Origin of the sequence: Shewanella sp. OMA3-2 (genome assembly GCF_021513195.1) — a bacterium.
Taxonomy (GTDB): Bacteria; Pseudomonadota; Gammaproteobacteria; order Enterobacterales; family Shewanellaceae; genus Shewanella.
Window position 1 is genome coordinate 183,197 of record NZ_CP090974.1, and the last position, 20,443, is coordinate 203,639.

Sequence of the window (20,443 nt, forward strand, 5' to 3'; positions counted from 1 at the left end):
CCCTATAAATGCCAGGTTAAAAACCGGATAAACCTTGCATTTAAACATGTATGAATATACAGTGCTTTAATTGCCAGGTCTAAAACCGGATACATTACAAGTAATATGGTGCTAACATTGAACACATCAAACTATATCAAAGAGTTACGAAATAATCTCGCATTAGGTCAACGTGAACTAGCAAATTTGATAGGTTTAGGAAAAGACGGTGAACGGACAGTTCGAGGCTGGGAAGCCGGAGAGCATAAACCTTCGCCACTAAAATGGGGGAAAATTGTAGATCTCGAAAAAGAAATGCAAAGTTTCTATGATAACGCCCCCTTAAAACAAGGAAAAATTGAAGACGCTGACTTTCGCTTTATTGACCTTTTTGCTGGCATCGGGGGAATCCGCTATCCTTTCCAGCAACTAGGTGGTCACTGTGTATTCACTTCTGAGTGGGATAAGTTTGCACAAAGAACCTATCTAGCTAATTACGGTGAAATGCCAAATGGAGATATCACTAAAATTGCAGCTAAGGATATTCCAGATCATGAGATTCTTCTTGGCGGTTTCCCATGCCAGGCATTTTCTCAAGCAGGTTTAAGACAAGGATTTAGCGATACTCGTGGAACGATGTTCTTCGAAGTTCAGCGTATTTTGACAGAAAAAAGACCAAAAGCTTTTTTACTTGAAAATGTGAAGCAACTTAGAGGACATGACAAAGGTCGCACGCTCAAAATGATCCTAGATATCTTACAAGGTCAAAATGAACAAGACATTCCAGAAGATATTCCGATGAGCGAAGAAGCACGTAATGCTCTAGCTGATAAGTTGAATTACTGGGTGGATGTTCGTGTATTAAGGGCAGGTGATTTTGGTGTGCCACAAAACAGAGAGCGAGTATTCATAATCGGTTTTGATAAGAACCAGTTTCCAAATGTTGATTTTGATAAAGCATTTTGTTGGCCAGAGCCACCAAAGACCCCTACATGTGTTGGAGAGATACTTCAAACCGAACTAGAACTAAAAACTGATCAAGAAAAATATGGAAAAGACCGTTTTACTATTTCAGAGAAACTCTGGGAGGGTCACCAAAAACGCAAAGCTGGACACAAAACAAAAGGAAATGGTTTTGGTTACTCATTAGTCAGTGGGTCTAGTGAGTACACTAACACCATTAGTGCACGATACTATAAAGATGGCTCTGAAATCCTTTTAGACCAAAGCCACTTAAACAAAAACCCTCGGATGTTAACACCACGCGAATGCGCTAGGCTTCAAGGGTTTCCAGAGAGCTTTAAAGTTGATGCAGTATCCCAAAACCAAGTTTATCAGCAGTTCGGGAACTCAGTATGTATGAAAGTGATTGAGGCAGTGGCTGAACAAATGGTAAATGCTTTATCTACCGCTGAAAGTTTAAGTCAAAATACCCCACAAACTAAAGCGGGTTAAATTATGAAGCCTCTAAAAATGTTCTTTTTTGACATGGAAGGAACCTTACTCAAAAAAAATAGCCATTTCGATAATGGAAAAGTAGCGCCAAGCGCATGGACCGTATTAGCAAAAATTATTAGCAACGAATGCTACTTAGAGGAAGAAGATAGTAAAGATAAATGGCTTAATGGTTACTATTCTAGCTACACATCTTGGATGATGGACACGATAAGGATTCAGATGAAACATGGAATGCGAAAAAACCATCTGGATCAAGTTATTCAAACAGCAGAGTTTCATCAAGGTGCATACGAGTTAATCGATTACCTAAAAAATCAAGGTATTGTAACAGTCCTTATTTCTGGAGGTTTTAAAGAGTTAGCAAATATTGCCCAAGTTGAGCTTAAAATAGATCATGCTTATAGCGCTTGCGAGTATTTTTTTGATAGTGATGGCAAAGTAAAACATTTTAACCTTTTGCCAACTGATGAAGAGGGAAAGTTGATTTTTATGCAACATCTAGCACAAGAATATAATGTTGCGTTGGATGAGTGCGCATTTATTGGAGATGGAAAAAATGATGTATACCTAGCAAAAGCTTGTGGTACGTCAATAGCCTTTAATGCTCAAAGCGAACTAAAGGCTGTTTGCAATATTGTTGTTGAACAGGAAACTCCTGATTTATATAAAGTGATAGACTTACTTTATAGCAGTTGATTTACTGATAGTTTCCTTCCTCGTCTATTTGAATAGCTTTTACTTGGTCAGGTGACGCCTGCATATTTTGTTTAGTTGCTGGCTGGGCATTAAGTTGATAAGTGGCTAAAGGAGTTTTATTGCTTTTTAGCCCTTCAATTTCACGCCTCAAAAGTTCAAGTTCCTTACCTAACGAATCAGTTTTATATTTATTTTCTGTTGTCTGCTCTGAAAACCTCTTCAAATCAAAGTTCCAAGTAAAAAACCAATCCCTTCCCATAGAAAGAAGACTAAATAAAAAACCTACAATAGCTACATAAATCAAAAGTCTTCCTAAGCTATACTCTTTAATTTTATCAGTAACGGCCTTCTTTACTCGTTCTTCAATTTCATTAGTATTTAAGAAGGTCTTAGGAAGAAATGCTAACTCCTGTATCCGATGGCTTATATAATCTTCATATTCATGCTTTTTTGTTGGGAATTTGAGATTAGTTAAAGCATCGGGTGTGTCATCTATTTTATGGAAGACGATACGGAAAAATGACAAGTCATGGGGAGAATCAGGATTAGGAATTTCAGTAACTTGATTAGATAAGTTAAGAATAAGTGTAGATACTGGCCCATAATAATTTTGATCTATGATACCGGTATTAAGAGCAAGCAGACCTCTTTGTGACATTCTATTCTTTAAAAAAACATAGGCAATATATCCCTCTGGGACACGAATATACTGCTTCGATATAAGGTATGCAGAGTTCTGAGGTTTAAGATTATCTATCGATGGCCTTCTCTTTACCTTATCGTTGTCATCTTTGTAGATAATCTCCTTGACCTCTACGTCAAAGCTAGATTTATTCATGTACGGTTTAGGATTTATTATGTTTTGATGTTCATCTAAAACGAAGCCCAATTCAACAGCTCTAAACGTAGTTAACTGCATATAAATCCTTTAATAAAAAATATCCATTCTTCTTAAAATTACAACATAACTAAATCTAGAGCAACAGAATGTAAGTTTAGTTTTTTTTATCAGACTCACATAGGTACCTAATCATCATCCCTTGCTTCTATCCTTTCTAAAATCCAATCTTGTACTTCACTATCTACCCAGGCTACCGCTCTTAAACCAAGGCTTACCGGTTTTGGAAAGGTTTTATCTGCAATGTAGTTATAAATAGTCGAACGCCCTAGCCCAGTGCAATCCATCACTTCTTTCAGTTTAATTAGTCTCATTGTGAATTCCTCATATTTGATTCACAACATGGGGAACTCTGGTAAATTTTAACTTTGCAGATCATCGTTCTCGAACGGATTTCAGGTATATATCACCTATGTGCATAAGCAAACTAACTCATCAAAGGAATCTCGTTATGCACAAAAAATCAAATACAAACTCGAGTGAAGCTTGGCCAAAAACCTCTTTAGAGATACTTCAGAGCGCTGCAAATATCATTGCAGAAAAGCTCAACTATCAAGACGCATACACCAATCCACAGACAACAAAAGACTTTCTGACATATAAGCTAGGCGGTTATGAAAGAGAGGTCTTTGGCGTAATGATGCTGAATGCACAACACCAGCTAATTGAATTTCGTGAGCTGTTTTTCGGCACGATTGATGCTGCTAGCGTATACCCTAGGGAAGTGGTGAAGGCTGTACTTGAAGTTAATGCTGCTGCAGTTATCTTTGCTCATAATCATCCCTCAGGTGAGCCAGAACCCTCACAGGCAGACAAACAGATAACAAAGAAGCTGACTGATGCTTTAGCGCTTATCGATGTCAGAGTATTGGATCACATCGTAGTGGGCACGACTCCAGTGTCTTTTGCCGAGCGAGGATTAATATAGCCATTGCCTTGCGCTCCCTGTGCTAACGACCGCTGATAACACGTCATTAGCAAACACATCTATATCTTTTCTACTCCCACAACTTACCCGCCACCAGCAAACAAAGGATTAAGAGCGCATGCCCTTAATCCTTTGCTGTGCCGTGTGTGTTATTTAAGGAACTCATATGACGATTTCAATTGATACCAATCAAAGACCAGCAATGCCGATACCGTTCTATCAATTGCTGACCCAAGAACTGCTGAACACCAGTCCAAAAGATGCAAATGCAATCACCTTATATTTTCGTGATCCTGACTATTCACCTGAACGAGGTGGATTTCATCCTGTTGAGGTAAGGCTTGAAAAGCAATTTGATCGTTGGCGTTTAGTCTATGTGACTGATTTTGCCTTTCACGGTTATGAATTAATTAAGGACATTGATATCTGCTTTAACAGCAAGCAGGTCTATAGCTCACTTGGTGGGTGGATAAACCATGATGAGGGTGAAGAGCTCATTGAGCTATTTAGCGACAATTTCATCAGTTATCACCATATGGATGTTTACCAAGTTCAAGTCGCATTGGGTTAAATATCAGATTCAAATCCAAGTTCCCATATTGGTAAAACGGGAACTTGGGAACCCAGCAATATCAAGGGGTGTAAGCAATATTACCTTTTGAAGTACTCAAATCGTCTTTATAGCCCAAATAAGGAACTTGAACATGGCGGAAGTACAAGCAATCAAAAAGCATGAAACCATTCAACTCATTGGCCATTTATTAGAAATGCGCTGTAGTAAGCAAATGGCCGATATTTGGAATATCGGCCTTAATCTTGCGCTACGGATTTCTGATTTATTGGCTATCCAATTTGATGATATCCAAGGAGAACGCCTCATTGTCAAAGAAATGAAGACAGGCAAGCAAGCTAACATCAAGCTCAACCACAAGGTGTTAATGCATATTCAAGATGTCAGGGCTGAATACCCACAACATATCTACCTCTTTCAGTCCTTCCGTAATCAACAGTCTAAAAATATTAAACCTAGGCCACTCACTCGACGTGCTGTTACCAAAGCATTTGCGTTAGTAGGTGAAGAACTAAAGCTAGCGCTTGGCACACACTCAATGAGAAAGACTAGAGGCTACCATCTTTACCAAAACACTAAAGATATTGGTCGTGTAATGAAGATGCTAAGACATAGCTCTGAGGGAGTAACACTGCGGTATATCGGCATTACTCAGGATGATGTTGATAAGGATTTTGTTGAACTGGAAATTTAAATATTTGTTATTACAACCACACTAACCATTAACTCACATCACTGACAAAAACCTTACAGCTAATAGCTCTGCCTCATGTGACTGAAGCCTAATATCTCCCCTCTAAAACTGATTAATAACTTCACTTGTACTACATGCGGTTATTGCTATTAGCTCATTAAACTTTTGATTAAGGAAAGCATATGAACTCATTTCAACCTGGCGATCACCTTGTCACTAATCTCGATACCCTTGGGTTAACAAAGCACCATGGTCTCTATATTGGTAACCATAGAATTATCCACCTAGCCAAGAGCGGCACCATAGAAGAGATAGACATTGGGTCCTTCTCCAATGGCAACTCTATCTGGGTGAAGAAATCGACTTATTTTCCAGATTTAGCAATCGAATATGCGCTAAGTAAACTAGGGTGTACTTCATATAATCTAGTCACTAATAATTGTGAACAATTCGTCAATGAATGCTTAGATGAACAAAGAACATCCAATCAAGTAAGTAATGTCTCGCATCTTGCCATTCAAACTGCTGCAAGGTCAGGATTACTAGGCAGAGCAGCATCAAAGGTGGCTAAAGGTACGATAGCAAACGTCACTTTAGCCTCTACTGCAGCTAAGATGACTGGTGAATACATAGGTCTACCCGATAACATCAATACGGTATTGGGTACGCCTGGTGACCTTGTGGGTAAGCCATTGGAATGTTTATTCACTGGTACAACTCGAACACTAGAAGATAGTTATGATTGTCTAACTAAAGGTGAGCTGTCGAACGCAGGTATTAAACTAGTCACTGGTGCGATAGAAACGGGTACCACAGCGTTGATATTTACCCCTGTTGTCGTCACTGTGACAGGAGCTAAAGCTGGTGTCGAATTAGTATCAGATGCCTGGCATTGGTTATGGGATTAATGTCTATATAACATTAAGAGAGAAAGTGGCTATAAGGCCACTTTCTCTCTATTTGGTTTCTTTTACTTCTGACTCAATAACTTGAAATATTGAGCTCTGTACTCAGTTACCAATGCCTTATATACGACTATAACCAAATGAACGAGTCCTATCACCATAATGCTTAGTCTCTAACTTGGCAAAATAACTCAATCGATAAAAGGCGGCATTAAATATCAGCGGGTAATCCAGTGCATTCTTATTAATATAGTAAACGGGCTTATCCCTGGGGAAGTGTACTAAACCTCTGGCATTGTATGCATCTAGGCCTAACGCACTGGCCCAGGCTTCAACTATCTTGGTACTCAAGTTTTGCCCACTATGATTGAAATCACCTAGATGATTATAAGCATCGTTATTAAGCAAGATAGCCACATGGTAATGGTCCGTATCAGCATCAGCTCGCTCCCTTGCCCAAATATGACGCAGAGTACAACGATGCACCCGCTTACCCTCACGTTGCTTGATAAGCCTATCATGTTGGATTTTAGCGTTCAGAGATTTAAAGAACTTGCTGATCACTGTTGAATCATAAACCGTTGGTGAGTCGTGAAAATTAAGCTGTGGTAGATGCAAATCAAACCGCACCATAAAAGTACGAGAGTGATCATTCTGAGCAGTCTGTAAGGTCTGTAGAATAACGCTTAAGTATTCAGCGCTTAGTGGCTTTGGATAAACATTGAGGCCTTGATATTGACCATTATTGATGACACTAAGGTTAGTGTTAGAGATGTGACGTGTTTGCATTTTGAAATTCCATATAGGTTATTGATTCATAACTTATATGGTTCGAGTATTTTTCAACCTGCTCGGCCTCTTTACATATTCTTCAGAACGTACGGTCTAGAACACTATGTAACTAGATAAGACAATAGTATTAACAAACCGACAAACCTAGTCCCTTAAACACAAGGCATGCTTGGACATTTGAGCATTCAAGACAAGGGATCTATGGGGTTACGTTACTCGACAATTAAACTAGGAAAGAATTATACGATATCTAGTCGACACGGGTACTTTTACTCGAATTAGAAAATGAAATATCAGATCTCAAGTAACTTTATTGAAACGAATTCTTTTTATCACCCAGTACTAATGAATCGTTATCGATTAGTTCATTATCAACAACAAGAGCTAAACGAGGGAGAGATTGGCTAGACTGACTAGCTATTTCGAAGATAGCGTTGCTGACATAAAAGCCACCAGTCTCGTTTACTTTACTAGATTTGTCTTTATCCTGAATATCTAAATTAGTGTCAATGTTGCTTAATCTCTTTTGCGCTATTAGGTATTTAGTAGGGCAATAAACTATATCAATAATTGTTGAGTTATATTCCTTCTTAAAAAATGCAAGTTGAGCAATGATCTCAATAAGTTGATAGGATATATTGCGAGCTAGCCGTGTATAGAATTCGTCCACAACAGCTAAATTTGCTTTATTCGTTGCCCATTTATTAAAGGCCTCAAAAGAAGTGGGCTCCTTGTCGTCCAAGATAGACGACTCTCCATTGTGAGATTTAACTGGAAGATATAATTTCAGAAATTCGACAATCTCCTTTGCTGACTTGGGCTGATCTTTGTAATGTGGGCCTGTAAATAACCTAATGATAAAGTGAAACAAAGAAATTAAGTGAGGTCTTAAAGTGTGATGATTTATAGCTGCATGACAAAAAGCACTCATCGAACATAAATCAGGCTCAATCCGTCCGCCATCAAATGCCTTTTTGACATTTTTAGAGTTACTTGTTAACAGCATGAATAAGTTAGCAGAACTGTACATATCTGGAGAGAACAACTGGTTTTCAAAGGATAATGGTGGTGGTAATGGTAAACCTATATGAGTAACTTGAATATTTCCATTAAATTGATTGATACAGTAAATAAATGGACTTTTCGCAAACAAACCACAACCACGATAAGGTCTTAGAGCAAAAACACCTGACAGCTTCAGGGCTTTAGAGGCATTTTTCTTAATAGAATTAGTATCCATACCCGTAAGCACTTTGAGCACTGATAAATGTCTAGTTAAATCAATATATGGTTCTTGGAGTAAAATACTAGCCAGTACCAATATTCGTGTATTAAGAGATTCGTTCAATTGCAATGGTTTCACTAGCCAAGCCTCAAAAAGTCCCAAGACCTCTGAATTTATTTGGCTAGCCAATTGCAGGTTTACAGTTGCCTGTGAAAGACGATAAGTGGGGGCTGAACTTGAGTTATAAAGGTGTGATGGCTTTAGGCTATTAATATACCCTTCATTCACAAGATAGGTTAGTGAGCGATTAAAAGTTGTTTTAGATACCCCTATCTGGAGCCAACTCTGATTTTGTTTTGGTACTATGACTTGTGCACCATAGCAAATGTACCATCGCAATAAAACAAAACGCGTACTAGGCGTAGCGCCCGTCATGCTATCAAGTAAATTTTTCAACATTCATCCCTAATTCAGCACGTATAACACTCTAAAACCCTATAAAAATGCACCTTACACACTTTTAAGACACTAGTAATTCTACTAGTAATTTTGTAAAGTATCAAAATTACTAGACGATATCACATAAGATTATGGAAAATAATTTACTTCATCAGGACTTCGGATCTCTATTTTATTTTCTAAATTCAGATACACCAAACGAAGTCGAGTGGCTAAAGAAATACATAAGAAAGCAAGGTTATAATGAATCTAATTATAACCTTACCAATGTTACTCAAATTATTGATTACTTACTTAAATCAGGAGTACCAACACACTGCAAAAACTGGCAAACTTTTGCAGATAAAATGAAAAAAGCTTATCGGACTCGCCAAACAAGAAAAGGCAAAAATAGAAAAAAAATGCTGAATGTAACATTAGAACCTAGTTTACTAAAGCATCTAGATACCGAATGCAAAAAGCATGAACTTTCTAGAAGCCAATTCATAGAAATAGTTCTCGAAGGGACAATACAAGATCTAATGAAGATTCAGGAACAGAAGCATATAGATAATGAAAGAAGAAAAAACATTCAAGAATACAAAAAAATAAGTGATTTAACTCTAGAATCACATAAAAAACAACTACGGATCAATGAGCTAACTTGCGAACTAGATAGAGTGAATAATTCATTAGAAAAAGTTCAAGAAACACTAAGCTACTTCTTTGAAACTATTCAACAACGCGCAATACATAATAATGAGTATGATATTAAAGCAATATGTGAACTTCAAGACCGCTATCTAAATGCAATTTCAATAAATATAAAGCAAACCTAAACGGTGGGTAATTTGGCGAGTAACAATCAACAACACAATAAAAACAAAAAATAAATTCATGTTTTATATCATATTTTTTAAAATTACAACATTCAGATCCAAAATGTGGAATAATGTTAAAACGATAAGCTATTAGAACAAAAAAACCTGCCGCGGCAGGTTTTTTATTAAGCTTGATAAATATTAGATATCCATACAGCTTTTAAGCTTATTCATGGCATTTTTTTCTAACTGTCTTATACGTTCAGCAGACACTTGATAAGTATTTGCTAGCTCTTGTAGCGTGGTCTTATCATCATCTAACCAGCGAGAACGCAGAATATGCTGGCTACGCTCGTCCAAGGTTTTAATCGCTGATAATAAACGGTCCTGCGAGTCTGACTCCCAGTTATCATCTTCAATGTTTTGGGCGATGTCTGAGGCGTGATCTTGCAAGTACAATGCGGGTGCATAATCGGTTGTGTCATCGTCACTGTCATTAATCAAATCAAATGCAGGATCCTGAGCCGCCATACGAGACTCCATCTCGGTCACGTCCGACTTAGACACACCTAAATTTTCGGCCACCATTGACACTTCGTCATCGCTGAACCAGCCTAAGCGTTTTTTAGATTTGCGAATATTGAAAAATAGTTTGCGTTGGGCTTTGGTTGTTGCAACTTTCACAATACGCCAGTTTTTGAGCACGTATTCATGAATTTCAGCTTTAATCCAATGCACTGCAAATGATACTAGACGAACGCCAACATCAGGATCAAAACGTTTTACCGCTTTCATCAAACCGACATTGCCTTCTTGAATTAAATCCGCTTGTGGCAGCCCATAACCAGAATAGCCTTTAGCTATGTGTGCAACAAAACGAAGATGCGACATAATAAGTTGTTTCGCCGCTTGAAGATCGCCAGTTTCTTGTAAACGCTTGGCGAGATCAAACTCAGTATTAGCATCTAACATTTCAATTTTAGATACTGACCGAATATAAGCTTCTATGCTACCACTGCTTTGGGGTAACGCTAGCGCCATTGATTGCGTTTGATTAGTCATTCGCTCTCCTACTGCTTTAATAAAACCATGCTACAAAATCTTTGAATACAATGAGATAAATTAAAAACTCACAAGATATTGGCGAATGAACTTTCTATTTTTAAGACATCTTATGTCAAATAAAGTTCATCCGAGCGGTTATTTAACCCGTTAATACACTACTTTGCAAGTAAACTAAGCTTCATTTACTCATTTTACATAGATTAACTTAATCGGTAAATTCTGTTAGCGCCTGATATCTGTGTTTATATTAATTAACTGTTACCACTCTATTTACGATGGAACTCTTTTGAATCAAGTTACTTGCCATAGGCAATTAACTACCGACGGTTTATGACGGTTCGATTTTACGCAAATGTTGACGCACAGATAAGTAAGAGCCTAACCAGCCTAAAAATGAAGCCAGTAAAACCAGCTGACCTAATTCGGCAAAAGTCAGTGACTCTAAACTTAGTTGACTACCATATAGCCCCATTAAGTCTGCTAATGCGCCATCTAAATACCAAACTAATAAATTAATAATGATCCATGCCAATAGCCCACCAATGACCCCGTACCATATACCAGTGTACAAAAATGGTCGCTGAATAAAGGCTTCTGTGGCGCCGACTAATTTCATAATTTCAATTTCGGTACGACGATTCATAATAGCCAGTCGAATGGTATTACCTATCACTAATACCACAGCCAGTACTAATAATGCCGCGATTGCCAGTACGGTTTTCTCAAGCAAACGTACCATGGCTTGTAAACGCTCTAACCATTCAATATCTAAACGGCCAAAACTAACCTCAGGTTCACGTTCAAGCTTACGTAATAATTCTCGCGCACCTGTTGGGCTTGAATACTTTAACGATGGTGTGACTGTGACCACTGCTGGTAATGGGTTTTCATCGAGGTAAGACAAGGCCTCACCAAAACCAGATAAGCGCTGAAACTCTTCTAAGGCTTGATCACGGCTAATATAGTCAACCGACTCGACTTCTCGAAACACTTTAATGCGTGAAATTAAACTTTGAATGGATTGCTCGCTACGCCCTTCGTTAATAAACAAGGATATCTCTGCAGCGCTATTCCAAGATTGGGTGATATTTTCGGCATTTTTAACTAATACTTGCAAGGCGGCAGGTAAGCTTAAACTGACCCCAAGTACTGCCATTGTCATCACTGAAGATAACGGATTACGCCACAACTCACCCATGCTCGACATGCCTTGTTGAACATGACGAATAAAAAACATCACTATTCGGCCACTCATAGGTAGTTTGCTTTGAGTAATATTATTGTGTTTAGCCATTAGCCTTCTCCCGCTAAACTGGAGTGCGACTCACCGCCAATCATTTTGCCCTGTTTAAGGGTAAAGGTTCGATATTTCATCCGCGCAATTAACCCTAAATCATGGGTGGCAATTAACACGCTAGTGCCAGCATCATGGAAGGTTTCAAATAACCTTAAAATATCCATAGACAATTTAGGGTCTAAGTTACCTGTGGGTTCATCGGCTAATAAAATAGGTGGCTTATTCACAATTGCGCGGGCAATACCCACCCTTTGTTGTTCACCACCAGACAACATAATAGGGCTATGTCGCTCTTTGCCATATAGCCCTACCATATCTAACGCGCCTGCAACACGCTTTTTAATTTCGCCATGGGAAAAGCCTTCAATCACTAATGGCAATGCCACATTATCGAAGACACTTTTGTCCATTAATAGGTGATGGTTTTGAAAAATCATCCCTATATTACGACGCAAATAAGGTACGTGTTTAGCACTGACATTGGCAATGTCATGCCCATTGATAGCCACTCGACCTGCTGATGCACGCTCAATAACAGTGATCAATTTAAGCAAGGTACTTTTACCTGCACCAGAGTGACCGGTTAAAAAAGCCATCTCACCTTGACGAAGATGAAAATTAACATCCAGTAAGGCTTTTTGCCCGCCTGGATAGACTTTACTGACCTGCTCAAATTGGATCATGTTTTGTTATTCTGCCTTTTCTTGACTAAATAATGCTTCGATAAAATCATTGGCATTAAAAGTACGTAAATCATCAATTTGTTCGCCAACACCAATGTGACGAATCGGAATATTAAACTTATCTGCTATGGCGAAGATAATGCCACCCTTTGCAGTACCGTCTAACTTGCTTAAGGTAATACCTGTCACGCCTACTGCTTCTTGAAATAACTGCGCCTGACTAATCGCATTTTGTCCCGTGCTAGCATCTAACGTTAACATGACTTCATGGGGAGCATTGATGTCGAGTTTTTTCATCACCCGAACCACTTTTTTCAACTCTTCCATTAAGTGGCTTTTATTCTGTAAACGGCCCGCAGTATCGGCAATTAGCACATCGACTTTACGCGCTTTAGCAGCTTGTAACGCATCAAAAATAACGGAAGCACTGTCGGCACCTGTGTGCTGTGCCACAACCGGAATATTATTGCGCTGTCCCCAAACTTGTAGTTGCTCAACAGCAGCGGCTCGAAAGGTATCACCAGCGGCTAACATGACAGATTTACCTTGTTTTTGATACTGTTTTGCCAATTTGCCTATAGTCGTTGTTTTGCCTACACCATTAACGCCTACCATTAAGATAACAAATGGACCGTCGACATTATCAGGCACTAAAGGAACGGCTACAGGGGCTAACATTTTGTGCATTTCATCACGCATAAGATCATACAGCGCTTCTGCATTTTTAAGCTGTTTACGCGATGCTTGCTCAGTTAAGCTTTTGATTAACTTGGTAGTTGTTTCAACACCCACATCGGCGATTAACAGTTGTTCTTCAAGCTCTTCAAATAAATCATCATCGATTTTTTTGCCGCTAAACAGACCAATGAATCCAGAACCGATATTTTCACTGGTACGCATCAAACCACGTTTTAATCGAGCAAACATGCCTTCTTTTTTTGGCTTTTCTTGAGGCTCTGGTTCAACTTGGGTAACCACACCTTGCGCACTATCCTCTGCAGCCTGAGCTTCAGCGGCAGCTAATACTCTAGCTTCTTCTGCAGCCTGAGCTTCAGCGGCAGCTAATACTTTAGCTTCTTCTGCTGCCTGAGCTTCAGCGGCAACTAATACTCTAGCCTCTTCTACTGCCTGAGCTTCAGCGGCAGCTAATACTCTAGCCTCTTCTGCTGCCTGAGCTTCAGCGGCAGCTAATACTTTAGCCTCTTCTGCTGCTTGAGCTTCAGCGGCAGCTATTACTTTAGCCTCTTCTGCTGCTTGAGCGTCAGCGGCGGCTATTACTCTAGCCTCTTCTACTGCCTGAGCTTCTGCGGCAGCTATTACTTTAGCCTCTTCTGCTGCCTGAGCTTCAGCGGCTGCTAATACTCTAGCGTCTTCTATTGCCTGAGCGTCAGCGGCTGCTAATACTCTAGCGTCTTCTATTGCCTGAGCGTCAGCGGCAATTTTTGCATCACTCGCTTGACTAGCGTTATTTTGAGTAAGATCTTGAGCAACGTCTTGGACAACTTCTTTGGAAGTTTCAACCCCCTCTTGCTCGTTCTTGTCTTTACGAAACCACGAGAAAAAACCTTTCTTTGCCATGTTTACTACCAGTGCTCAATATAAAATAAGTTCAATTACAGCGAATTTTTTACGCCAATAGCGGTTATTGGAGAATACTCAGTATTTTGGTTGAGTTTAATATAAAATATCAGCTGTTTAAGGTGAGCATAGTCTACCACTTTCTTTTTCTTTGTTCAGACAAAATCACGAGGAACACATGGCACGACAAAATAGCAGCAGTGGACAGGTCAGAATTATTTCTGGCCAATGGCGTTCTCGCAAGCTGCCGATCCATGATTTAGAAGGCTTACGCCCCACAACAGACCGCGTACGTGAAACCTTATTCAACTGGTTATCGGTAGATATTCGTGGCGCTAGAGTATTAGATTGTTTTGCCGGAAGCGGTGCATTAGGCCTAGAGTCGTTATCACGTTACGCCGAATTTGCGTTAATGTTTGAATTACAAAAAAGTGCTGCCAACCAACTGACTAAAAATCTGCACACACTTAACTGCACCAATGCCAAAGTGATTAATGGTGATAGCTTGCAGTTATTGACTAAAGGAACAGATCAAGGCTTTGATGTGGTTTATATTGACCCTCCCTTCCGTAAAGGTTTGGCAAAACAGACTATTGAGTTATTAATGACCCATGGCTGGTTAAATAACGATGCACTCATTTACCTTGAAACAGAAACAGATCTTACTGAGCTAGTTATTCCCGCAAGCTGGCTGCCCCTGAAACAAAAAACAGCCGGCCAAGTGAGCTACCGCTTATATACTTATCAACCAGAACCATAAACTAACTCAACATAGTTAACCGCACTTTAGCACTCATCCATAAAAAACCTCGTTCACTTGAACGAGGTTTTTTATTCAGTAGCCTAAATCAAGTTACTTTTTAGGGTACGGATGGGCGACACCTTTATGACAATCAACACAGGTTTTTCTGTCTTCGGGTGATTTTTTGAAATTATTGTCATGCATTTTTTTCGCCATTTTTTTCATGCCTTCTGGCTGGTTCTCATAAATGCGAGTATGGCAATGACGACAGTTGGCTGAGTCATTGGATTTAAAATACTTTAGCGCTAAATCTGCTTGTGCTTTACGGTTTTCATCTAACCATGCCTGGGTATTGAAATCATCAATCACCATAAAACCATATAAATCTTTAGAAACGATGATTTTCTTGATCAAGTAATCAACTGGACCATGGGGTAAGTGACAATCCTGACATTGCACTGTTACCCCTGCATTTCCTCCGCCATGAGCTGACGCTAACACTTCATCTTTTAAAGAATGGTTACTGTGACAAGACATACAGAAGGCATCTGTACTTGTTGCATGTAAGGTTTGTTGAGTTGCAAAGTAGCCAACTACCCCTAAAATCACACCGACAACAATCAGTACGATAATGGAATATTTTGCACTTGGTTTAAATAGGGTTCGCCAGTTCATCACACATCTCCGTTTTACAGCATTTTATACATTATTAATTTTGAGTAAGTGTAGAGTGTTGTGGTACGAAAAAAGCAGATATGCCTCTAGATTTAGATAAATAGATACAACTCATTACGTAAACTTTGAAGTTGATCCATAATCGACTCACTATGACCCATTCCAATCTTAAACTAAACTCAATACAACTGAGGTGACTTAACAACAAGACACAAAAAGTCAGCTGTATAATTGCAATACAGATCCCAAAACGAGCATAATCACATAAATTAACCTTGGGACAATTAATGTCTACCGCTTTGACTTAGCGCTAAAATTAATTATTATTTCATATTGATAGGGATTATCTTATTTGACAGGATTGTCGTGACCAGAAAGCGAAAAACAAAGCCGCCTCGACACAAGACTTGGCTAGTTTCAATATCGATATATTGCATATTCATCGCGATATGCTCAATCCCCAAAAACACCCTCAGGGTTATCAGCAATGTATTGAACAACTTATTTTACGTCGCAAAAATGGTGATTTTAGCCAATGGAATAAAGCGTGAAAAGCGACAATTCGACAAGAATATGGTCGTCATGGTGGGGGGCTATTTGGCTGGGACTTTAATAATCATCGTGATTTTTGCGACCAAACAGAAAACCCTTTAAGACTTATCTATTTGATCGCATTTTTTTGCATAAACTTAGCTGCTCTAGCGATATTGTTCAGTAACAATCAATATCTCAATAATTGTTAGCCTTTAGCCAAAATGTGCTGTTTTTCACGGGCAAGCTTAAACATACTTAAACCAGCCCAAAGCATAATGACACCGCCTACAGCGAGCATAGCGTAGATGATCTTTTGATCAGCAAGCATAGGTAAAAAGTTTTCATCAAAACCAGCAAATACGCCATATAAGCCTAAGCCAAACAGCAGACTGCCCGGTAAGTCGATAATCCCTACCATCAGCATTTTATGCTCAATGGCTTTAACTTGTGTTGGTTGTATATCTGACATCACGACCTCATCCTTGAATTAAAAAAGCTAACCTAACAACAGAAACCGTTTGTTATCAATATTTTACATCCACTCAAACTAGCTTACTGATAAACGGGTAAAATATCCGCCATGGCCAGTAAGTGACACGTTGCCGTTAGTGCACCAAATAACACCACAATAATGATCAACATATTGCCCCCAGGAACTTTAAAGCTTTGGCTATTAGGGTATAGCTGGCGGGTTTTATAAGCCAATAGGGCTGGCACAATAACCGCCCAAATCGTTGCAGCTAAAGCCGCAAAACCAATGGCCATCAAAAAACCATTAGGAAAAAGTAACCCTAATACGGTTGGCGGAATAAACGTAATTGCGGCGGTCTTTAATCGACCAGTTCGTGAATCATCAAAACCAAATAAATCAGCTAGATAATCGAATAAGCCTAAAGTCACACCTAAGAAAGATGAGGCAACCGCCAGGTTGGCAAATAAAGTCAGTACGCGTGATAAATTTTCACTGGCGATGGATTCAGATAACGCCGCCACTAGGACTCCCATATTACCGCCCTGGGCAATAATATCTGCGAACATAGCGCGTGAAATATTACCCATAGTAACCACTAACCAACAGGCGTATATCACCAAGGCAATGCTTGTGCCTAACACAATCGCTTTGACAATGGTTTTTGCATCTTTGCCATAATATTTAACCAAGCTTGGTACATTGCCATGATAACCAAAGCTGGCTAGGCCAAATGGCAATGCGGCTAACATATAAGGTAAATATCGCGCTTCACCATCAGGTTCGAACAATCGGCTAGGCTGTATTTCAATTAATAAATTACCCGTGGCTAAAAAGAAAGTAATCACCATACCACCAAGCATAACAGTGGTAATTCTATCAACCGCTTTGGTACTAATTAACACAATCAGCGCTAATACAAGTGCAAATACTAATCCGGCTAGACTTTGCGGCAAGGTAATACCAATGGCTTGCAAGCTATGATTAACAATCGAACCACCACCACTAATATAGGCATAGGTTAAAATATACAGCACAAAAGCAATTGATAAGCCATTGACTATTCGACCAAATTGGCCAAGCGTATCGCGCGTTAACGTATCAAAGCTGGCGCCAGGCTCGAAATGCAAATTGGCTTCAAGAAGCAGTAAACCAGACATCAGCATACAAAACCAAATGCCGATCAACATCAGTAAAGAATAACTAAACCACATGCCTGCCCCAACAACAGGTAACGAGAACATTCCCGCACCAACAGTTGTGCCAGCAATAATCATAGCCCCACCAATAAGGGACTTACTTTTGGGGCTATTTTTAGCCGCATTCATGTGGTTTGCCATTAATTTAAATGCTCCGCGTTGACGCTATCTTGAATGGTTTGTCGTACTGAAGGACGTAATAATCCATTCGCATGGTCGCGTATGCGGAACACATCATCTAATGGCTCGCGGCTGCATAAATACCCTAGCTCTTTTAACTTCACGCTGAGGGTGTTGTACAATTTTTTATCATAAAACTCTGGTGCGGTAATGCCGTGTAACGCCCCTAACCTTTGAGCCAATAAATGACTGTCTCGCTCAAGCTCTGCACGCTCTAGTTCAGGTTTAATACCCAGTAAATTAAAGATAATGGCGTAACGCTGTAATGTTTCACTAACCGTTTCAGCCAATAGCTCTAACTGGGTAATATTAGCCTCGACAACAACACAACGTTTATCACCACTGATTAGATTCTCCTCAACCATTTGATCAAGTACTAAATCAACATACGCTGGAAGATCAACAATACCCATGAATAATTCCGCTTTCATCAGCGGATAAAAGTCCTCGACCACTGCCAGAATTTGTTCACGGTTACACTCTTCATAACGCACTAAGCAGCTGGCAATTAATGAAGGTACAATCATGATATGAATAATATTATTACGGTAATAACTCAAAGTAATTGTATGGTTAGGATCTATGGCGACAATATCCCCAAGAAGATCTTTCTCTAAGGTAAATTTATTGAGTGATAAACAGTGCTTAACAATAGATTGACCATCACCTTCAGCAACAGATGTATAGTCTGAATAAGGTGCTTGCTTTAATAGCTTTAAATAGAAATTTAACTGACGCTCAAGCTGATGACGCTCCAACGCATTCTGCTCTGAGGCCAATAATACTAAACTGGTTAATGTCACTGAACTGGCTGCCGCGGCACCATTAATGTTGGTCATCACTTGATTGGCAAGTAAATTAACCGCTGGCGTGACCCATGATGGCTTTTGGTCAGGATCTTTGGCAATTTCTTCACGCCAGTCAGGAGATTGTTGTTTCAAAAAGTTCTGTAAATTAATTGGTTCACCAAAGTTTACGTAACCTTGACCAAAATTACCCAGTTTACGGATAGCGCCAAATACCTGCCAAAGCGATTCCTTCTCTTTTTTCTTACCACTCAATTCTTTATGGTAAGTAGCGACTTCCATTACATGGTCGTAACCCAGATAAACTGGCACCAAAGTCACTGGCCGCTCAATACCACGCAGCACACTGTTAATCGTCATGGCTAACATACCGGTTTTAGGCGCAAGTAATCTGCCAGTGCGTGAACGACCCCCTTCGGTAAAGTACTCGACGGCATAACCCTTGGCGAACAATTGATCTAAATACTCACGAAAAATAGCGGTATACAATTTATTGCCATTAAAACTACGACGAATGAAGAAAGCGCCGCCACGGCGGAACATAGGGCCAGCAGGCCAGAAGTTTAAGTTGATACCAGCTGCAATGTGCGGTGGCACCATACCTTGGTAATACAAAATATAAGACAGTAATAAATAGTCCATGTGGCTGCGATGACAAGGCACATAGACAATTTCATGGCCATCATGATGCAGTTGACGAACTTGCTCAGCACCTTTGATGTTAATACCACTGTATAGCTTATTCCATAGCCAGGTTAAAAAGCGCTCAGCAATGCGCACTAAACTATCTGAGTAGTCGGCCGCGATTTCGTCCAGATATTCAATCGCAGTTTCACGCGCTTTTTGTTTAGAAATCTTCTTGTTTGCCGCTTCTTCTTCAATCGCCTTATTAATTGACTCAGACTTTAATAACGAAGCAAACAGCGCTTGACGGTTAGGCAGTTGCGGGCCAGTCATGACTTTACGTTGACGACGAAAATGTACCCGTGCGACACGAATTAATTTATGGGCAATGGCTTCATCAGTCCCATGCTCATCGGCTAAATAACGTAATGACATTGCATTAGAAAACTGCACAAAATTATGCCGACCTAGAAACAGGATCATTAACCATTTACGTAACCAGGTTGGACTTTCACGTTCAAGCACAGCGGCTTTCATCGTGTCATCTTCTTTGCCTGGAGTACGGCCCCAGTATAGACTCACTGGCACTAGTTGAATGTCTAACCCAGGCTGCTGACGATGGAGAGCTAATAAACTGGTAAAACAGTTTAAAAACTTTTCGCCACCTTCACGCTTACCAATAATGGGTTTTCGCCCTTCTAAACAAACCACTCGTGGCACTTTCATACCATCAAGTTGTAATGGTGCATATGGACTTGGTAAGCCTAAGCCTTGGGTCATTTCGCTTAATGCGGCAGTGTCGCTAATTGACTCTGTCTTCATGACATAAACAATGGGCTTATCTGGATCGAAGTTTAGATCTGCAAATGGGTCATGTGGCACAACTATCGTTTGCACCATCAGCTTTTGGACCCTGCGCAACACTCTAAGCATGATTGAATCTGGTTTTGACATAATAATATTCGCAATAAAGCCCTTTTAATATGGGCGCATAGGATACCAGAAACTGGTTACCTTTCACTATATGCTGTACACATCCAGCAGCGCTTTTAAATTCAATAACAAATAAAGTAAAACATACAATTGATAAATATAGTAAAAAAATCATTTCCAATAATAAAATTAAAAAATAATTGGTGAATACTTGCGCAAACACAAACACTGTATATAATGACAGTTACTGTAT

General features: G+C 39.5%; 21 protein-coding genes. 9 read left to right on the forward strand and 12 right to left on the reverse strand.

Going from position 1 to position 20,443, the window contains the following annotated elements; all coding sequences use genetic code 11:
- The first annotated feature begins 117 nt into the window (after positions 1-117).
- A complete protein-coding gene (gene dcm, locus L0B17_RS00805; protein WP_443019913.1) occupies positions 118-1,434 on the forward strand; it encodes a DNA (cytosine-5-)-methyltransferase in 1,317 nt (438 codons plus the stop codon).
- Between the two features lie 3 nt (positions 1,435-1,437).
- On the forward strand, positions 1,438-2,133 hold the full coding sequence (locus L0B17_RS00810; protein WP_235086935.1) for an HAD family hydrolase: 696 nt from the start codon (positions 1,438-1,440) through the stop codon (positions 2,131-2,133).
- A gap of 1 nt (position 2,134) precedes the next feature.
- Here L0B17_RS00810 and L0B17_RS00815 read toward each other — a convergent pair whose 3' ends face one another.
- Both L0B17_RS00815 and L0B17_RS00820 read right to left on the reverse strand, forming a co-directional pair.
- Positions 2,135-3,052 carry a hypothetical protein gene (locus L0B17_RS00815; protein WP_235086936.1) on the reverse strand — a complete coding sequence of 306 codons (918 nt, stop codon included), beginning with the start codon at positions 3,050-3,052 and terminating at the stop codon, positions 2,135-2,137.
- A 107-nt stretch (positions 3,053-3,159) separates the two neighbouring features.
- On the reverse strand, positions 3,160-3,345 hold the full coding sequence (locus tag L0B17_RS00820) for an AlpA family transcriptional regulator (RefSeq protein WP_235086938.1): 186 nt from the start codon (positions 3,343-3,345) through the stop codon (positions 3,160-3,162).
- Positions 3,346-3,482: 137 nt separating this feature from the next.
- On the opposite strand from L0B17_RS00820, the gene radC reads away from it, so the two are divergent.
- From radC to L0B17_RS00840, 4 genes are all read left to right on the forward strand, one after another.
- On the forward strand, positions 3,483-3,959 hold the full coding sequence (gene radC, locus L0B17_RS00825) for a RadC family protein (protein ID WP_235086940.1): 477 nt from the start codon (positions 3,483-3,485) through the stop codon (positions 3,957-3,959).
- Between the two features lie 166 nt (positions 3,960-4,125).
- Positions 4,126-4,530, forward strand: a complete 405-nt coding sequence (locus L0B17_RS00830; RefSeq protein ID WP_235086941.1) for a DUF2787 domain-containing protein — start codon at positions 4,126-4,128, stop codon at positions 4,528-4,530.
- Positions 4,531-4,663: 133 nt separating this feature from the next.
- Positions 4,664-5,224 carry a tyrosine-type recombinase/integrase gene (locus L0B17_RS00835; protein ID WP_160054406.1) on the forward strand — a complete coding sequence of 187 codons (561 nt, stop codon included), beginning with the start codon at positions 4,664-4,666 and terminating at the stop codon, positions 5,222-5,224.
- A 182-nt stretch (positions 5,225-5,406) separates the two neighbouring features.
- Positions 5,407-6,132: a lecithin retinol acyltransferase family protein gene (locus L0B17_RS00840; RefSeq protein WP_235086943.1), complete on the forward strand. Its 726-nt coding sequence runs from the start codon at positions 5,407-5,409 to the stop codon at positions 6,130-6,132.
- A 117-nt stretch (positions 6,133-6,249) separates the two neighbouring features.
- Here L0B17_RS00840 and L0B17_RS00845 read toward each other — a convergent pair whose 3' ends face one another.
- Complete coding sequence (locus L0B17_RS00845) at positions 6,250-6,918, reverse strand: inovirus Gp2 family protein (protein WP_235086945.1); 669 nt, start codon at positions 6,916-6,918, stop codon at positions 6,250-6,252.
- A 313-nt stretch (positions 6,919-7,231) separates the two neighbouring features.
- Positions 7,232-8,605, reverse strand: coding sequence for a hypothetical protein (locus tag L0B17_RS00850; protein WP_235086946.1), 1,374 nt, complete (start codon positions 8,603-8,605; stop codon positions 7,232-7,234).
- Between the two features lie 131 nt (positions 8,606-8,736).
- Between L0B17_RS00850 and L0B17_RS00855 the strand changes: the two genes are divergently transcribed.
- Positions 8,737-9,423, forward strand: coding sequence for a hypothetical protein (locus tag L0B17_RS00855; protein ID WP_235086947.1), 687 nt, complete (start codon positions 8,737-8,739; stop codon positions 9,421-9,423).
- Between the two features lie 183 nt (positions 9,424-9,606).
- On the opposite strand, the gene rpoH is transcribed toward L0B17_RS00855, so the two are convergent.
- The 4 genes from rpoH to ftsY all read right to left on the reverse strand — a co-directional run bounded on the left by rpoH (position 9,607) and on the right by ftsY (position 14,028).
- Entirely contained in the window at positions 9,607-10,467 is an 861-nt protein-coding gene (rpoH, locus tag L0B17_RS00860) for an RNA polymerase sigma factor RpoH (protein ID WP_235086949.1), read from the reverse strand.
- Between the two features lie 331 nt (positions 10,468-10,798).
- A complete protein-coding gene (gene ftsX / locus L0B17_RS00865) occupies positions 10,799-11,764 on the reverse strand; it encodes a permease-like cell division protein FtsX (RefSeq protein ID WP_235086951.1) in 966 nt (321 codons plus the stop codon).
- Positions 11,764-12,450: a cell division ATP-binding protein FtsE gene (ftsE, locus tag L0B17_RS00870; protein ID WP_235086953.1), complete on the reverse strand. Its 687-nt coding sequence runs from the start codon at positions 12,448-12,450 to the stop codon at positions 11,764-11,766. The genes ftsX and ftsE overlap by 1 nt, the downstream gene beginning before the upstream one ends.
- Before the next feature lie 6 nt (positions 12,451-12,456).
- Positions 12,457-14,028 carry a signal recognition particle-docking protein FtsY gene (gene ftsY, locus L0B17_RS00875; RefSeq protein WP_235086955.1) on the reverse strand — a complete coding sequence of 524 codons (1,572 nt, stop codon included), beginning with the start codon at positions 14,026-14,028 and terminating at the stop codon, positions 12,457-12,459.
- A 178-nt stretch (positions 14,029-14,206) separates the two neighbouring features.
- On the opposite strand from ftsY, the gene rsmD reads away from it, so the two are divergent.
- Entirely contained in the window at positions 14,207-14,788 is a 582-nt protein-coding gene (rsmD, locus tag L0B17_RS00880; RefSeq protein WP_235086957.1) for a 16S rRNA (guanine(966)-N(2))-methyltransferase RsmD, read from the forward strand.
- 93 nt (positions 14,789-14,881) lie between these two features.
- Here the strand turns inward: rsmD and L0B17_RS00885 are convergent, their stop codons facing one another.
- Complete coding sequence (locus L0B17_RS00885) at positions 14,882-15,445, reverse strand: NapC/NirT family cytochrome c (RefSeq protein ID WP_235086958.1); 564 nt, start codon at positions 15,443-15,445, stop codon at positions 14,882-14,884.
- Positions 15,446-15,852: 407 nt separating this feature from the next.
- Between L0B17_RS00885 and L0B17_RS00890 the strand changes: the two genes are divergently transcribed.
- The gene (locus L0B17_RS00890) at positions 15,853-15,996 is read left to right on the forward strand and encodes a hypothetical protein (protein WP_235086960.1); all 144 of its coding nucleotides are present in this window, start codon (positions 15,853-15,855) and stop codon (positions 15,994-15,996) included.
- A gap of 188 nt (positions 15,997-16,184) precedes the next feature.
- Here the strand turns inward: L0B17_RS00890 and L0B17_RS00895 are convergent, their stop codons facing one another.
- From L0B17_RS00895 to plsB, 3 genes are all read right to left on the reverse strand, one after another.
- On the reverse strand, positions 16,185-16,448 hold the full coding sequence (locus tag L0B17_RS00895) for a hypothetical protein (protein WP_235086961.1): 264 nt from the start codon (positions 16,446-16,448) through the stop codon (positions 16,185-16,187).
- Between the two features lie 83 nt (positions 16,449-16,531).
- Positions 16,532-17,788 carry a tryptophan permease gene (mtr, locus tag L0B17_RS00900; RefSeq protein WP_235086963.1) on the reverse strand — a complete coding sequence of 419 codons (1,257 nt, stop codon included), beginning with the start codon at positions 17,786-17,788 and terminating at the stop codon, positions 16,532-16,534.
- Positions 17,788-20,211 (reverse strand): glycerol-3-phosphate 1-O-acyltransferase PlsB, encoded by a 2,424-nt coding sequence (gene plsB, locus L0B17_RS00905; protein WP_235086964.1) that lies wholly within the window; start codon positions 20,209-20,211, stop codon positions 17,788-17,790. Before plsB ends, mtr begins: the two co-directional genes overlap by 1 nt.
- Positions 20,212-20,443: the final 232 nt, after the last annotated feature.

Excerpts from the sequence above, each read along its gene's own strand:
- radC (WP_235086940.1), top strand. The coding sequence starts at position 3,483 with ATGCACAAAAAATCAAATACAAACTCGAGTGAAGCTTGGCCAAAAACC.
- ftsY (WP_235086955.1), bottom strand. The coding sequence starts at position 14,028 with ATGGCAAAGAAAGGTTTTTTCTCGTGGTTTCGTAAAGACAAGAACGAG.
- L0B17_RS00855 (WP_235086947.1), top strand. The coding sequence starts at position 8,737 with ATGGAAAATAATTTACTTCATCAGGACTTCGGATCTCTATTTTATTTT.
- L0B17_RS00850 (WP_235086946.1), bottom strand. The coding sequence starts at position 8,605 with ATGTTGAAAAATTTACTTGATAGCATGACGGGCGCTACGCCTAGTACG.
- L0B17_RS00830 (WP_235086941.1), top strand. The coding sequence starts at position 4,126 with ATGACGATTTCAATTGATACCAATCAAAGACCAGCAATGCCGATACCG.
- mtr (WP_235086963.1), bottom strand. The coding sequence starts at position 17,788 with ATGGCAAACCACATGAATGCGGCTAAAAATAGCCCCAAAAGTAAGTCC.
- L0B17_RS00835 (WP_160054406.1), top strand. The coding sequence starts at position 4,664 with ATGGCGGAAGTACAAGCAATCAAAAAGCATGAAACCATTCAACTCATT.
- L0B17_RS00845 (WP_235086945.1), bottom strand. The coding sequence starts at position 6,918 with ATGCAAACACGTCACATCTCTAACACTAACCTTAGTGTCATCAATAAT.
- rsmD (WP_235086957.1), top strand. The coding sequence starts at position 14,207 with ATGGCACGACAAAATAGCAGCAGTGGACAGGTCAGAATTATTTCTGGC.
- L0B17_RS00810 (WP_235086935.1), top strand. The coding sequence starts at position 1,438 with ATGAAGCCTCTAAAAATGTTCTTTTTTGACATGGAAGGAACCTTACTC.
- plsB (WP_235086964.1), bottom strand. The coding sequence starts at position 20,211 with ATGTCAAAACCAGATTCAATCATGCTTAGAGTGTTGCGCAGGGTCCAA.
- L0B17_RS00895 (WP_235086961.1), bottom strand. The coding sequence starts at position 16,448 with ATGTCAGATATACAACCAACACAAGTTAAAGCCATTGAGCATAAAATG.
- rpoH (WP_235086949.1), bottom strand. The coding sequence starts at position 10,467 with ATGACTAATCAAACGCAATCAATGGCGCTAGCGTTACCCCAAAGCAGT.
- L0B17_RS00840 (WP_235086943.1), top strand. The coding sequence starts at position 5,407 with ATGAACTCATTTCAACCTGGCGATCACCTTGTCACTAATCTCGATACC.
- ftsX (WP_235086951.1), bottom strand. The coding sequence starts at position 11,764 with ATGGCTAAACACAATAATATTACTCAAAGCAAACTACCTATGAGTGGC.
- ftsE (WP_235086953.1), bottom strand. The coding sequence starts at position 12,450 with ATGATCCAATTTGAGCAGGTCAGTAAAGTCTATCCAGGCGGGCAAAAA.
- L0B17_RS00885 (WP_235086958.1), bottom strand. The coding sequence starts at position 15,445 with ATGAACTGGCGAACCCTATTTAAACCAAGTGCAAAATATTCCATTATC.
- L0B17_RS00820 (WP_235086938.1), bottom strand. The coding sequence starts at position 3,345 with ATGAGACTAATTAAACTGAAAGAAGTGATGGATTGCACTGGGCTAGGG.
- L0B17_RS00815 (WP_235086936.1), bottom strand. The coding sequence starts at position 3,052 with ATGCAGTTAACTACGTTTAGAGCTGTTGAATTGGGCTTCGTTTTAGAT.